General features: G+C 66.3%; 13 protein-coding genes. 4 read left to right on the top strand and 9 right to left on the bottom strand.

What is annotated here, in order from left to right; translation table 11 throughout:
• Positions 1-13 precede the first annotated feature (13 nt).
• On the bottom strand, positions 14-199 hold the full coding sequence (locus tag Tchl_RS18190) for a hypothetical protein (protein ID WP_232311615.1): 186 nt from the start codon (positions 197-199) through the stop codon (positions 14-16).
• A gap of 15 nt (positions 200-214) precedes the next feature.
• Here Tchl_RS18190 and Tchl_RS16715 point away from each other — a divergent pair, with 15 nt between their 5' ends.
• Genes Tchl_RS16715 through Tchl_RS16700 form a run of 4 tightly spaced genes read left to right on the top strand, consistent with a single transcriptional unit; the run spans position 215 to position 4,033 of the window.
• Complete coding sequence (locus Tchl_RS16715; RefSeq protein ID WP_232311614.1) at positions 215-1,375, top strand: murein hydrolase activator EnvC family protein; 1,161 nt, start codon at positions 215-217, stop codon at positions 1,373-1,375.
• Positions 1,376-1,422: 47 nt separating this feature from the next.
• Positions 1,423-2,802 (top strand): S41 family peptidase, encoded by a 1,380-nt coding sequence (locus Tchl_RS16710; protein WP_075149364.1) that lies wholly within the window; start codon positions 1,423-1,425, stop codon positions 2,800-2,802.
• Positions 2,803-2,821: 19 nt separating this feature from the next.
• The gene (locus Tchl_RS16705; protein ID WP_075149363.1) at positions 2,822-3,271 is read left to right on the top strand and encodes a hypothetical protein; all 450 of its coding nucleotides are present in this window, start codon (positions 2,822-2,824) and stop codon (positions 3,269-3,271) included.
• Between the two features lie 6 nt (positions 3,272-3,277).
• Positions 3,278-4,033: a HesA/MoeB/ThiF family protein gene (locus tag Tchl_RS16700; protein ID WP_075149362.1), complete on the top strand. Its 756-nt coding sequence runs from the start codon at positions 3,278-3,280 to the stop codon at positions 4,031-4,033.
• A gap of 8 nt (positions 4,034-4,041) precedes the next feature.
• On the opposite strand, the gene ribD is transcribed toward Tchl_RS16700, so the two are convergent.
• The 8 genes from ribD to Tchl_RS16660 all read right to left on the bottom strand — a co-directional run bounded on the left by ribD (position 4,042) and on the right by Tchl_RS16660 (position 12,570).
• The gene (gene ribD, locus Tchl_RS16695; protein WP_075149361.1) at positions 4,042-5,136 is read right to left on the bottom strand and encodes a bifunctional diaminohydroxyphosphoribosylaminopyrimidine deaminase/5-amino-6-(5-phosphoribosylamino)uracil reductase RibD; all 1,095 of its coding nucleotides are present in this window, start codon (positions 5,134-5,136) and stop codon (positions 4,042-4,044) included.
• Complete coding sequence (nrdR, locus tag Tchl_RS16690) at positions 5,117-5,629, bottom strand: transcriptional regulator NrdR (RefSeq protein ID WP_075149360.1); 513 nt, start codon at positions 5,627-5,629, stop codon at positions 5,117-5,119. Before nrdR ends, ribD begins: the two co-directional genes overlap by 20 nt.
• 58 nt (positions 5,630-5,687) lie before the next feature.
• Positions 5,688-6,938 (bottom strand): serine hydroxymethyltransferase, encoded by a 1,251-nt coding sequence (gene glyA, locus Tchl_RS16685; RefSeq protein ID WP_075149359.1) that lies wholly within the window; start codon positions 6,936-6,938, stop codon positions 5,688-5,690.
• 115 nt (positions 6,939-7,053) lie between these two features.
• On the bottom strand, positions 7,054-8,739 hold the full coding sequence (locus Tchl_RS16680) for a TRAP transporter large permease (RefSeq protein WP_075149358.1): 1,686 nt from the start codon (positions 8,737-8,739) through the stop codon (positions 7,054-7,056).
• Positions 8,736-9,344 (bottom strand): TRAP transporter small permease subunit, encoded by a 609-nt coding sequence (locus Tchl_RS16675; RefSeq protein ID WP_075149785.1) that lies wholly within the window; start codon positions 9,342-9,344, stop codon positions 8,736-8,738. Before Tchl_RS16675 ends, Tchl_RS16680 begins: the two co-directional genes overlap by 4 nt.
• A gap of 134 nt (positions 9,345-9,478) precedes the next feature.
• The gene (locus Tchl_RS16670) at positions 9,479-10,561 is read right to left on the bottom strand and encodes a TRAP transporter substrate-binding protein (RefSeq protein WP_075149357.1); all 1,083 of its coding nucleotides are present in this window, start codon (positions 10,559-10,561) and stop codon (positions 9,479-9,481) included.
• A 136-nt stretch (positions 10,562-10,697) separates the two neighbouring features.
• On the bottom strand, positions 10,698-11,348 hold the full coding sequence (locus Tchl_RS16665; protein ID WP_075149356.1) for a histidine phosphatase family protein: 651 nt from the start codon (positions 11,346-11,348) through the stop codon (positions 10,698-10,700).
• 115 nt (positions 11,349-11,463) lie between these two features.
• Positions 11,464-12,570 carry a TRAP transporter substrate-binding protein gene (locus tag Tchl_RS16660; RefSeq protein WP_075149355.1) on the bottom strand — a complete coding sequence of 369 codons (1,107 nt, stop codon included), beginning with the start codon at positions 12,568-12,570 and terminating at the stop codon, positions 11,464-11,466.
• Positions 12,571-12,602 lie beyond the last annotated feature (32 nt).

Below are 12,602 nucleotides of genomic sequence, written 5' to 3'. Positions count from 1 at the left end.
CGCTGGCAGCCAGTCAGGGCACGGTCTGAGCGCCCGTCGGCCGGGGGCGGGTTTGATGCTGGATCGATGGCGTCGGGTGGTTCTCGCGTTCGGTTTCGCGTTCCTGGGCGCAGCCTTGGGGCTGTCCGCCAGTGCCCAGGATGCGGGTGAGATCGCCGAGCGCCGCCAGGGGCTGGACGATCTCAAGAGGCGCATTCATGACCTCCGGCAGGATATGGTCCGCACCGAGTCACGGCGCTCGTCGGCGGCCACCGCGCTGGCCGAGGCCGAGCGTGCAGTGTCGCGCGTGACGCGCCGGCTTGCTGCGCTCGAAACCGAACGCAAGGATGCGGAACGGCAGCTGGCCCGGCTCGAAGCCGCACAGCGCGACAGCCAGGCACGCATCGATGGACGCCGCGACGAGCTGGCGCAGTGGCTGCGGCGGTATTACGTTCATGGCGCGGCCGATGGCGTGGCCCCCATGCTGTCTGCCCGCGACCCCAACCAGCTCGCGCGCGATGCCCATTATCTGGAGCATCTCGGTCGTGCCCGCGTTGCGGTGATCGAATCCTTGCGCGCCGACCTGGCCGAACTCACGCGCCGGCGCGAAGAGCTCCGCTCCCACCGTGACCGCATGCTGGCGCTTGCGGGCGAGCAGCGCGCGCAGCGTGCCGAGCTGGAAGTGGTGCAGCTCGAGCGCAAACGGGCGCTGGCGTCGATCGCCGACGAATTGCAGGCGCAAAAGCGCCAGGTCAGCACGCTGCAACAGGACGAACAGCGCCTCGCCAAGGTGATCGATGTGCTCGTCCAGCGCGCGCGCGCGGCGGCGGCGCGCGAGGCGGCGCGCCAGCTGGCCGAGCGCAGAGCGGCAGAGCGCCGTGCCGCCGAGGAGCAGGCGCGGCAGGCGCGTGCTCCCGCTGCTGCGCCGCCGCCGCGCCGGGCCGAAGCGGTGGTGGGCGAGGTGCGCAGCGCGGCTGGCCCCACCCCCACCGGCGTGCGTTTTTCCCAGTTGCGTGGCCAGATGCACTTTCCGGTGCGCGGTGAACTCGTCGGCCGCTTCGGTGCTCCAAGGGCCGAAGGCGGTACGACGTGGAAGGGGGTTTTCATTCGGGCTGCGGTGGGGGCCGATGTACGCGCCATTGCCGGGGGCGAAGTCGTGTTTTCCGACTGGCTGCGCGGCTATGGAAACCTGATCATCATCGACCACGGCGGCGATTACCTGTCGATCTACGGCAACAACGATGCCTTGCTCAAGGAACTCGGCGAACAGGTCGGTGGCGGGGATGCGATTGCCAGCGTGGGCAGTGACGGAGGCGGCGGGGAATCGGGTTTATACTTCGAAATACGTCACCAGGGACAGCCTCAGGACCCGCTCAAATGGGTCCGCCTCGACTAGTCCGGTGGCATTGCCGGCACGGCAGCCGGTGGATCAATGGAGTTCTCATGCGCAGCAAGCTGAAGCAGTTCGGTCTCGTGATGACCGGCGTGTTCGCCGGAATCATGATCAGCCTCAATTTTTCCGCCAATGCGGACCGCAGTACCCAGGTCCCTCTGCCTGTGGAGGAGTTGCGCGCCTATGCCGACGTGTTCAACGCGATCAAGCAGGGCTATGTCGAGCCGGTGGAAGACAAGAAGCTGATCACCGACTCGATCAGTGGCATGTTGTCCGGGCTGGACCCGCATTCGGCCTATCTCGACGCCGAGGCGTTCAAGGATCTGCAGGTGGGCACCCAGGGCGAATTCGGCGGGCTGGGGATCGAAGTCGGCATGGAAGACGGCTTCGTCAAGGTGATCTCGCCGATCGAGGATACGCCGGCTTTCCGCGCAGGGGTGAAGGCGGGTGACCTGATCGTCAAGCTCGACGACACGCCGGTCAAGGGCATGAGCCTGAGCGACGCGGTCAAGCGCATGCGGGGCAAGCCGCGTACCGACATCACGCTGACGATCATGCGCAAGGGCGAGACGCGCCCGATCGTGATCACCCTGACCCGCGAAGTGATCAAGGTGCAGAGCGTGCGCTCGAAGATGATCGAGCCCGGCTACGCCTACCTGCGCGTGGCCCAGTTCCAGGAAAACACCGCGGCATCGGTGGTGGATCACTTCGCCAAGCTTGCGGGCGAGGGGCCGCTGCAGGGCCTGGTGCTCGATTTGCGCAACGACCCCGGCGGCCTGCTGCACGGTGCCGTCGGTGTCGCCGCTGCCTTCCTGCCCACCGACACCTTGGTGGTGTCGACCGATGGCCGTACCGAAGACGCCAAGCGCGAATACCGCGCGGCGGCGGCGGATTACCTGCGCGGGACGCGCGACGACTTCCTCCGCCGCCTGCCTGCCGGTGCCAAGGAGGTGCCGATGGTGGTGCTGGTCAATGCGGGCTCGGCTTCGGCGTCGGAAATCGTCGCCGGGGCGTTGCAGGATCACAAGCGGGCGACGGTGATGGGGACGCAGACCTTCGGCAAGGGGTCGGTGCAGACCATCCTGCCGCTCAACAACAGCACGGCGATCAAGCTCACCACCGCGCGTTACTACACCCCCAGCGGGCGCTCGATCCAGGCCAAGGGGATCGAACCCGACGTCGTCGTCGAGGAAAGCGCCAATGGTTCCAGCCGCCGCGTGCGCGAGGCCGACCTGCAGGGCCATCTCGGCAATGACAAGGACCCGGAGGCCGAACGCAAGGCGGCCGCGGCGCAGCCCCGCCCCGCGGCTGGCGACGACGAAGGCGAGCCGGCCCGTTTCGAGCTTGCCGGGGACGACGATCATCAGTTGCACCAGGCACTCAATCACCTCAAGGGGCTTCCGGTCATCCCGGGCAAGATCGCGGAATGACCGCACAGGGAGGGGCGTGATGCGTCGGGAAACCGCTTACAAGCTGGCTGGCAGGCATCATGACCATCCTGTCCATGGCGCCGGCATCGTCAAGGAGCGCGAGATCCGGTTCAGGCCGGCGCCGCCGGGGCAGATCGAACGGGCGTGGATCGCGCTGCGCCTGCTGAAAGGGCTCGAAGTCGAGCATGGCGCTGACCCCCTGGCGCTGATCGTGCGCTACTCCGTGCTCGAATACTCGCTCGAGGCGCTCGAGGATGCGCTGCGCGAGGCCGGGTTCGCGCTCGAGAATTCGCTCTATGTCCGCCTCGCGCGCGCGTTGGTCTATTTCTCCGAGGAAACCCAGCGCCACAACCTGCTTTCGCCCGAGCGCCTGATCAAGCAGTCCAACGAAGTCTATATCCAGGCCTGGAACCATCACATCCACGGCGATCACGACGACACCCCCCCCGACCTGCGCGAATACAAATAGGATTTCATGGACGACGATCAGCTCCTGCGCTACAGCCGGCATATCCTGCTGCCCGAAATCGGCGTCGAAGGCCAGCAGGCGCTACTCGATGCGCGCGTGCTGATCGTCGGTGCGGGCGGGCTGGGCTCGCCCGCGGCGATGTATCTGGCAGCGGGCGGGGTGGGCACGATCGCGATCGCCGACCATGACACGGTCGATCTGACCAATCTGCAGCGCCAGATCATGCATTCGACCGAGATGATCGGCGCGCCCAAGGTCGAATCGGCCCGTGCCACGCTCCATCGCCTGAACCCGCTGACCCGGATCGAGCCGCTGCAGGCGCGCCTGGAAGGGCGAGCACTCGACGAGCAGGTCGCCGCGGCCGACGTCGTCCTCGACTGCAGCGACAACTTCGCCACCCGGCATGCGGTCAATCGCGCCTGCGTGGCTCATCGCAAGCCGCTCGTGTCCGGGGCGGCGATCCGTTTCGACGGCCAGGTTTCGGTGTTCGACCTGCGCAGGCCCGAGAGCGCCTGCTATCACTGCCTGTTTCCGGAAGCCGAAGACCTCGAGGAGGTGCGCTGCGCGGTGATGGGGGTGTTTGCGCCCATCGTCGGCATGATCGGCACTACCCAGGCGGCCGAGGCACTGAAGCTGATCATGGGCTGCGGCACCTCGCTCGATGGCCGCCTGCTGCTGCTCGATGGCCTGTCGATGGAATGGCGCAGCGTCGCCTTCGGGCGGGATCCGGGCTGCACCGTGTGCGGCGCCAGCCTGCGTTGAAGATCCCCTCAGGCGGGGCGCAGGCGCGCGATCAGGCGCAGGTCCGCGCCGATCATGCGCAGGTCGCGGAGCTCCAGCCGTGTCGCGGCCTCGAGCGTGTGCAGCTCGGGCAGGTTGAACAGCCCCCGCGCCGCATCGCCGGCGAGCATCGGTGCGAGGTAGAGCAGCAGCTCGTCCACACAGCCTTCGCGCAGCAGTGAACCGTTGAGCCTGAAGCCGGCCTCGGCGTGGACCTCGTTCACGCCGCGTCGCCCCAGTTCGCGCATCAGCGCGGGCAGGGCGACCTTGCCGGCAGCGTCGGGCAGGATCACTACCTGATGCCCGCGCTCGAGCAGCGGTGCGCTGCGCGCGCGATCTTCGCACGCCGTTGCGATCAGGATCGGTTCGCCGTTGACGATGCGCGCCTTCGTCGAAACGTCGAGGCGGGCGTCGATCAGAACCCGCAGCGGCTGACGCTCGCAGGGCACATCGCGCACGCTGAGCCGAGGGTCGTCCGCGCGCACCGTGCCGATGCCGGTAAGGACGGCGCAGGCGCGTGCGCGCCAGCGGTGGCCGTCACGCCGCGCATCGGGGCCGGTGATCCACTGGCTGACGCCGTTGTTGAGCGCGGTCTTGCCATCGAGGGTGGCGGCCGCTTTCAGGCGCAGCCAGGGCCGGCCCCGGGTCATGCGCGAAACGAACCCGATATTGAGTTCGTGGGCCTCGTTTTCCATCAAGCCGTGTGCGGTGACGATGCCCGCGGCGCGCAGGCGCGCCATGCCGCGCCCGGCGACCAGTGGATTGGGATCTTCCATCGCCGCGACCACGCGGGCGACTCCGGCACCGATGAGCGCGTCGGCGCAAGGCGGCGTGCGGCCGAAGTGGGAGCAGGGTTCCAGCGTGACGTAGGCGGTCGCGCCGCGGGCGTGCTCGCCGGCCTGCTCCAGGGCGTGGATTTCGGCGTGCGCTTCGCCGGCGCGCCGGTGCCAGCCTTCGCCGACGATTTCACCGTCCCGAACCAGCACGCAGCCGACCCGCGGGTTGGGTGCGGTGGTCTCCAGCCCGCGCGCTGCCAGGGCGAGCGCGCGCGCCATCGCGCCATGGTCAGTTGCCGAAAAGGTCATCTTCGGACGGGGTGGAGGTCTGCGGGCCGCGGTTGCGGCGCGGCCGCGCCTGCACCTCGCGGATCACTTCGGAGAATTCGTCGACGTCGGCAAAGTTGCGATACACCGAGGCGAAGCGGATATAGGCCACCTTGTCGAGCTTCTTCAGCTCCTTCATCACCAGTTCGCCGACCTTCTCGCTGGGAACTTCCTGCTCGCCCAGCGACAGCAGCTTCGCCTCGATGCGATCGACCGCGGCTTCGATCGCCTCCATCGTCACCGGGCGCTTGCGCAGCGCCAGCTTCATGCTGCCGGCGAGTTTGGTATGGTCGAACTCGCTGCGGTTGCCGTTGCGCTTGACGATGTGCGGCATCTTGAGGTCGATGCGCTCGTAGGTGGTGAAGCGCTTGTCGCACTTCACGCAGCGCCGGCGGCGGCGGACGACGTCACCGTCCTCGTTCTCGCGGGTGTCGGTGACCTGGGTGTTGGGATCGCCACAGAAGGGGCATTTCATGGCCGGAGGGGCATCGCGAGCGGGGCGGGCCAGTCCGCGGCCCGCCCCGGCGGGCGGCTTACTTGCCGTATACCGGGAATTTCGCGCACAGTGCGGCGACCTGGCCGCGCACGCGTTCGATCACCGCGGGGTCTTCCGGCGCATCAAGCACGTCGGCGATCAGGTGGGCGATCTTCTCGGCCTCGATTTCGGTGAAGCCGCGGGTGGTCATCGCCGGCGAGCCGATCCGGATGCCCGAGGTGACGAAGGGCTTTTCCGGGTCGTTCGGAATCGAGTTCTTGTTGACCGTGATGTGGGCGCTGCCCAGCACCGCCTCGGCGGCCTTGCCGGTGATCTTCTTCGGGCGCAGGTCGACGAGGAACACATGGCTTTCGGTGCGTCCGGAGATGATCCGCAGCCCGCGCTCCTCGCCGAGCACGCGTGCCATCACCCGGGCGTTGGCGATGACTTGTTCCTGATAGTTGCGGAACCCGGGCGTGGCGGCTTCCTTGAAGGCGACCGCCTTGGCGGCGATCACGTGCATCAGCGGACCGCCCTGCAGGCCGGGGAAGATTGCCGAGTTGAGCGCCTTCTCGTGTTCGGCCTTCATCAGGATGATGCCGCCGCGCGGGCCGCGCAGGGTCTTGTGGGTGGTCGAGGTGACGACGTCGGCGTGCGGTACCGGGTTGGGGTAGAAGCCGGCGGCGATGAGGCCGGCGTAGTGCGCCATGTCGACCCAGAAGATCGCGCCGATGTCTTTTGCGACCTTGGCGAAGCGCTCGAAGTCGATGCGCAGCGAGTAGGCGGAGGCGCCGGCGATGATGATCTTCGGCCTGTGCTCGTGGGCCAGGCGCTCCATCGCCGCGTAGTCGATCTCTTCCTTGTCGTCGAGGCCGTAGGCGACGACGTTGAACCACTTGCCCGACATGTTCAGCGGCATGCCGTGGGTGAGGTGGCCGCCTTCGGCCAGGCTCATCCCCATGATCGTGTCGCCGGGCTTGGCGAAGGCCATCAGCACCGCCTGGTTGGCCTGCGAGCCGGAGTTCGGCTGGACGTTGGCGGCTTCGGCGCCGAACAAGGCCTTGAGACGGTCGATGGCGAGCTGCTCGGCGACGTCGACATGCTCGCAGCCGCCGTAGTAGCGCTTGCCCGGATAGCCCTCGGCATACTTGTTGGTGAGCTGGGAGCCCTGGGCTTCCATCACCGCATGGGAGACGTAGTTTTCGGAGGCGATCAGCTCGATGTGATCTTCCTGACGGCGGTTTTCAGCCTGAACGGCGGACCACAGTTCGGGATCGACCTTGGCGAGGGTGTCTTGCGCGGAGAACATGGAGGCAGACTCGGAAAGGGTTGATTTCGAGCGCGAAGTTTAGCACGTGCGGCGCTGCGCAAAAAAAGACGCACACCCGCCGGGTGTGCGCCTGGTTGTGAGGCTGGAGCCCGGCTTACCAGCCGTCCTTCTTCTCCTCGCCCCAGCCGCCGCCGGCGTCGGTGGGAATCTCGATCCTGATCGTGTCGAGGTCGATCTCGGCCTTCTCGTCGAGGCCGCCGGTGACCAGCTGCGGAAAGGCGATGACGAGGGCGACCATGACGATCTGGATGAGCACGAACGCGACCGAGCCGCGATAGATGTCGGTGGTCTTGATGCCCTCGATGCGCTTGTTGGTGATGCGGTCGAGGTAGGACGCACCCGGCGCGACGCTGCGCAGGTAGAACAGGGCAAAGCCGAACGGAGGCGTCAGGAACGAGGTCTGCAGGTTCAGGGCGATGATCACGCCGAACCAGATCAGGTCGATCCCGAGCTTCTCGGCGACCGGCGCCAGCAGCGGCAGCAGGATGAAGGCGATCTCGAAGAAGTCGAGGAAGAAGCCGAGGAAGAAGATCACCACGTTCACGAACAGCAGGAAGCCGAGTTGGCCGCCCGGCAGCTTGTCGAACAGGTGCTCGACCCAGATCTGGCCATCCACCGCGGTGAAGATGAAGCTGAAGACGGTCGAGCCGATCAGGATGAACATCACGAAGATCGACAGCCGTGCGGTCGATTCGAGGCCCTGGATCAGGGTCTTGAAATCGAGCCGGCGGCGCATCAATGCCATGATCAGCGCGCCGGTCGCGCCCATCGCGCCGCCTTCGGTCGGCGTCGCGACACCGAGGAAGATGGTGCCGAGCACGAGGAAGATCAGGGCGAGCGGGGGAATCAGCACGAAGGTCACCCGCTCGGCGATGCGCGACAGCAGGCCGAGCCTGAGCAGGTGGTTGGCGATGGCGAGAATCAGCGCCAGGAAGGTGCCGAAGGTCAGTGCGACGACGACCGTTTCGTCGAGCGCCGGCGTGGGGGTCTCGGACCCCTTCAGATATTCCAGCACCGCCCCGTAGTTCTGCCCGAGCACGATCGAGGCCGTGGTAACCAGCAGTGCCAGCACACCGAGCGAACGCAGGCCGGAGTTTCCGTTCGGTTCGCGGTAGCTCAGCGCTTCGGGGGGCAGTGCGGGCACCATCTTGGGCCTGAAGATCGCCAGACCGATGATGAGCAGGGCGTAGAGCGCGACCAGCGCCAGCGCCGGAATCATCGCGCCCTTGTACATGTCGCCGACGCTGCGCCCGAGCTGGTCGGCCATGACGATCAGCACCAGCGAGGGCGGGATGGCCTGGGCGAGGGTGCCGGAGGCGGTGATCACACCGGTTGCGATCGGGCGGCTGTAGCCGTAGCGCAGCATGATCGGCAGCGAGATCAGCCCCATCGAGATCACCGAGGCGGCGACCACGCCGGTCGTCGCCGCCAGCAGCGCGCCGACGAAGATCACGGCCAGGGCGAGGCCGCCGCGGATCGGCCCGAACACCTGGCCGACCGTCTCGAGCAGATCCTCGGCCATGCCGCTGCGCTCGAGGATCAGGCCCATCAGGGTGAAGAACGGGATTGCCAGCAGGGTGTCGTTCTGCATGATGCCGAACACCCGCAGCGGCAGGGCCTGGAACAGCGTTGCCGGGATGATGCCCAGCTCGAGGCCGATGAAGCCGAAGAACAGGCCGCAGGACGCGAGCGAAAAGGCGACCGGAAAGCCCGACAGGAGGAAGAGGACGACCACCCCGAACATGATCGGGGCGATGTTGGCGGTGACGAATTCGATCATTTCTTGGGCTCGCCGGCGGCGTTGTTCGGAGAGGCGTCGCCGAGGGTGGCGTGGATGTGGTCCTCGGCGTCGTTGTGCCCGTCATGCGCGATGCTGTCGGGGCCCAGGCCGCGGAGGAAGGCGATGCGCTTGATCAGTTCGGAGATCGCCTGCAGCGCAAGCAGCGCGAAGCCGGCCGGAACGAGGGCGTACACGGGCCAGCGGATCAGGCCACCGGCATTGGAGGACATCTCGCCGGAGGCATAGGCGCCGGCGACCACCGGCCACGAATAAGTGATCATGAAGTAGCACAGCGGCAGCAGGAAGACGACGATGCCGATCACATCGACCAGGTTGCGCATCCGGCTGCCCAGCTTGTTGGCGATCACGTCGATGCGTACATGGGCGTTCTGCAGGAGGGCGTAGCCGGCGCCGAGCATGAATACGCCGGCGAACAGGTACCACTGGATTTCGAGAAAGGCGTTCGAGCCGATGTTGAAGGCCTTGCGCGCGACCGCATTGGCGGCGCTGATCAGGGTCGCGGCGAGGATGAGCCAGATCACCGATCTGCCGACCAGGCGGCTGACGGCGTCGATGATGCGGGAGAAACCGAGGAGCGTTCCCATTGGAGTTACCTGGAACTGAATGACCACAAAAAAGCCGAGCGGATCGGAATGCGCGCTCGGCAAGGGGGTGATGCCAGAATCGTCTGCAAATGGTCGGCAGGCGCCCGGCCGAAATGGCCGGGCGCCTGAGCGGATTATAGTTTCTGCGCCGACATGTACTGGTTGTAGCTGCCTTCGGCGACGCCTTCCCACTGGTAAGCGTCGGCGAGGAAGCGCGAGTAGTCGCCGTAGATCTTCTTCCAGTTCGGGTTCTTGTCGTTCAGGTCGGCGTAAACCTCGCGCGAGGCCTTGAACGCGGCGTCCATGACGTCCTTGGGCAGGCGCTGCAGCTTGGCACCCTCGGCGATCAGTTGCTTGAGCGAACTCGGGTTGTGTGCGTCGTAGCGCGAGAGCACATCGATGTGGGCGTCGGAAGCGGCCTGGCGCACGATCGCCTTGTATTCGCCGGAGAGGCCGTTGAACGCCTTGGCGTTGACCAGCAGCGAGAACTGGGTGCTGCCTTCCCACCACGCCGGGTAGTAGTAGTTCTTCGCGACCTTGTGCAGGCCCAGGCGCAGATCGTCGTAGGGGCCGATCCATTCCGCCGCATCCACCGTGCCCTTCTCGAGCGCCTGGTAGATCTCGCCCGCGGGAATGTTCTGCGGCACCGCGCCGAGCTTGGTGATGACGCGGCCGGCGAAGCCCCCGATGCGGATCTTGAGGCCTTCGAGATCCTTGACCGATTTGATTTCCTTGCGGTACCAGCCGCCCATCTGCGCCCCGGAGTTGCCCATCACGAAGTTCACGATGTTGAACTGGGCGTAGAACTCGCGCAGCAGCTTGAGGCCGTTGCCGTGGTGCATCCAGGCCGCCATCTGGCGCGCGTTCATGCCGAAGGGGATGGCGCAGTCGAGGGCGAAGGACTCGTCCTTGCCGAAGAAGTAGTAGGGCGCGGTGTGGGCGCACTCGATGGTGTCCTGCTGCAGCGCATCGACGACGCCGAAGGCCGGCACCAGTTCACCCGCCGCATGGACGCTGACGGTGAACTTGCCGCCGGTGGCCTCGCTGACGTTCCTGGCGAAGGTCTCGGCGCCGCCGTACAGGGTGTCGAGCGACTTCGGGAAGCTGGAGGCGAGGCGCCAGCGGATCTGCTGCTGGGCGTGCACGATCGCCGGGGCAGTGCCTGCGGCGAGGATGCCGGCCATGCCGGCGCCTTGCAGGAATTTACGACGTTCCATTGTGTCTCCTCACGGGGTGTTTGAATGAACGGCGCGATTATAGGGAGCTTGGGCGGGCTGGCGAAAACCGCGGAAAACCCTTATTTTTATTCCGTTTGTCATGAATACGGGCGTTTTTCGGGTGTTCCGCCGGTTTTCAGGCGTTGGGTAATTCGTCCAGTGATCCCCGTAGATGGCTTTCGTCCGCCCATGCAAGCAGGCGCCAGCTGCCGTCCTGGTGCTCGATCCAGTTCAGGGCTGCATTCGGAATCGGGAAGGTGCGCGGTGCGGCGAGAGCCGTGCCGGTGGCGAGACGGTGGGCGATGTCGAGCACCCCGCCATGGGTGACGACCAGCACCTGCTCGCCGCCGTGACGCCGGGCGATGTCGGCCAGTGCCGTATGCACCCGGGCGGCGAAATCGTGCAGGCTCTCGCCGCTCTCCGGGAAGGCAAAGGTGGCGTCGCGCGCCTTGAAGCGACGGTAGAGCTCGGGGTGGCGGTGTTCCGCCTCTTCGTAGGTCAGACCCTGGAAAAGCCCGTAATGGCGTTCTCGCAGCCTGTGCTCGGGTTCGGCGCCGAGTCCATGGTGACACGCGATCGCGGCAGCGGTCTGGCGCGCACGCTGCAGATCGCTGCTGTAGAGCGCGGCGAAGCCCTGTCCGGCGAGACGGCGTGCGGCGGCTTCGGCCTGGGCGAGGCCGGTGTCGTTGAGCGGGACGTCGATATGGCCCTGCAGCCGGCGTTCGGTATTCCACGCCGTTTCGCCGTGGCGGATCAGGCAGATACGGCAGGCGGAATTGTTGGTCATGGGGAGGTGGCCTCCTGCAAAGTGCCGGCCCGTTCGTGTGCAGCGGAAACGGCGAGACCCCCGCAGGGGTCTCGTCGATACGGCGGGCGTGGCTTTCGGGCGGGTGCGCGTGCGCTTAGCGCACCGACTGCATGAAGCGGTCGAAGCCGGCTTCGGCGACACCGAACCAGGCGTTCTGCGACTTGCGGTATTTGTCGAAGTCGGCGTAGATCTTCGCCCACGCGGGGTTCTTCGCCGCTTCTTCGGCGTACAGCTCGCGTGATACGTCGTAGGCTTTTTTCATGATCTCGTTGGAGAAGCCCTGCAGCTTCACGCCCTGGCCGAGCAGGCGGGCAAGGGCCTGGGGGTTCTTGTGGTCGTAAGTCGATGTCATCAGGATGTGGGCTTCGCGCGAGGCGGCGCGGAATGCGGCCTGGTATTCCTTCGGCAGTTTGTCCCACTCCTGGCGGTTGACGAAGAAATGCACCACCGGGCCTGGCTCCCACCAGCCCGGCGAATAATAGTAGGGCGCCACCTTGTACAGGCCGAGCTTTTCGTCGTCGTAGGGGGCGACCCATTCGGCGGCGTCGATCGTGCCCTTTTCCAGCGAAGTGTAGATGTCACCGCCGCCGAGCTGTTGCGGCACCGCGCCCATGCGCGACAGGATCTCGCCACCGAGGCCGGCGATGCGGATCTTCAGCCCCTTGATGTCGTCCACGGTGCTGATCTGCTTGCGGTACCAGCCGCCCATCTGCACCCCGGTGTTGCCGCCGAGGAAGGAGTAGAGGTTGTAGTTGGCGTAGAACTCGTCGAGCAGCTGCTGGCCGTTGCCGGCGATGATCCAGGCGTCCATCTGGCGCGCGTTGAGGCCGAAGGGGATGGCGGTGCCGAAACCGAAGGCCTTGTCCTTGCCGACGTAGTAGTAGGAGCAGGTGTGGCACATTTCGACCGTGTTCTGTTGCACCGCGTCGAGCGCCATCAGCGCGGGGACGATCTCGCCCGGGGCGTGGATGCGGATGTCGAACTTGCCGCCGGTGATCTCACGCACGCGGTTGGCGAGCATCTCGGCGCTGCCGAACAAGGTGTCGACGCTCTTCGGGAAGCTCGAGGTCATCCGCCATTTGATTGCGGGCAGGCCGGTGTGCACGGCCGGTGCGGCGGACACGGTACTCGAGGCCACCCCGGCAGCCGCGCCAGCGGCAAGGCCGGCACCGGCTTTCTTGAGAAAGGAACGACGCTCCACGGTTTCTCCTTGTGTCTTGAGGTGAATATCGG

This window comes from Thauera chlorobenzoica (genome assembly GCF_001922305.1).
Classification (GTDB): Bacteria; Pseudomonadota; Gammaproteobacteria; order Burkholderiales; family Rhodocyclaceae; genus Thauera; species Thauera chlorobenzoica.
The sequence above is the reverse complement of the archived record's forward strand: the minus strand, read 5'-3'. Positions and strand labels throughout refer to the sequence as shown.

What these genes read in the sequence shown, in the direction of transcription:
- Tchl_RS18190 (WP_232311615.1), bottom strand. Translation starts at nt 199, where the DNA reads ATGAATGCGCCTCTTGAGATCGTCCAGCCCCTGGCGGCGCTCGGCGAT.
- Tchl_RS16715 (WP_232311614.1), top strand. Translation starts at nt 215, where the DNA reads ATGGTCCGCACCGAGTCACGGCGCTCGTCGGCGGCCACCGCGCTGGCC.
- Tchl_RS16710 (WP_075149364.1), top strand. Translation starts at nt 1,423, where the DNA reads ATGCGCAGCAAGCTGAAGCAGTTCGGTCTCGTGATGACCGGCGTGTTC.
- Tchl_RS16705 (WP_075149363.1), top strand. Translation starts at nt 2,822, where the DNA reads ATGCGTCGGGAAACCGCTTACAAGCTGGCTGGCAGGCATCATGACCAT.
- Tchl_RS16700 (WP_075149362.1), top strand. Translation starts at nt 3,278, where the DNA reads ATGGACGACGATCAGCTCCTGCGCTACAGCCGGCATATCCTGCTGCCC.
- ribD (WP_075149361.1), bottom strand. Translation starts at nt 5,136, where the DNA reads ATGACCTTTTCGGCAACTGACCATGGCGCGATGGCGCGCGCGCTCGCC.
- nrdR (WP_075149360.1), bottom strand. Translation starts at nt 5,629, where the DNA reads ATGAAATGCCCCTTCTGTGGCGATCCCAACACCCAGGTCACCGACACC.
- glyA (WP_075149359.1), bottom strand. Translation starts at nt 6,938, where the DNA reads ATGTTCTCCGCGCAAGACACCCTCGCCAAGGTCGATCCCGAACTGTGG.
- Tchl_RS16680 (WP_075149358.1), bottom strand. Translation starts at nt 8,739, where the DNA reads ATGATCGAATTCGTCACCGCCAACATCGCCCCGATCATGTTCGGGGTG.
- Tchl_RS16675 (WP_075149785.1), bottom strand. Translation starts at nt 9,344, where the DNA reads ATGGGAACGCTCCTCGGTTTCTCCCGCATCATCGACGCCGTCAGCCGC.
- Tchl_RS16670 (WP_075149357.1), bottom strand. Translation starts at nt 10,561, where the DNA reads ATGGAACGTCGTAAATTCCTGCAAGGCGCCGGCATGGCCGGCATCCTC.
- Tchl_RS16665 (WP_075149356.1), bottom strand. Translation starts at nt 11,348, where the DNA reads ATGACCAACAATTCCGCCTGCCGTATCTGCCTGATCCGCCACGGCGAA.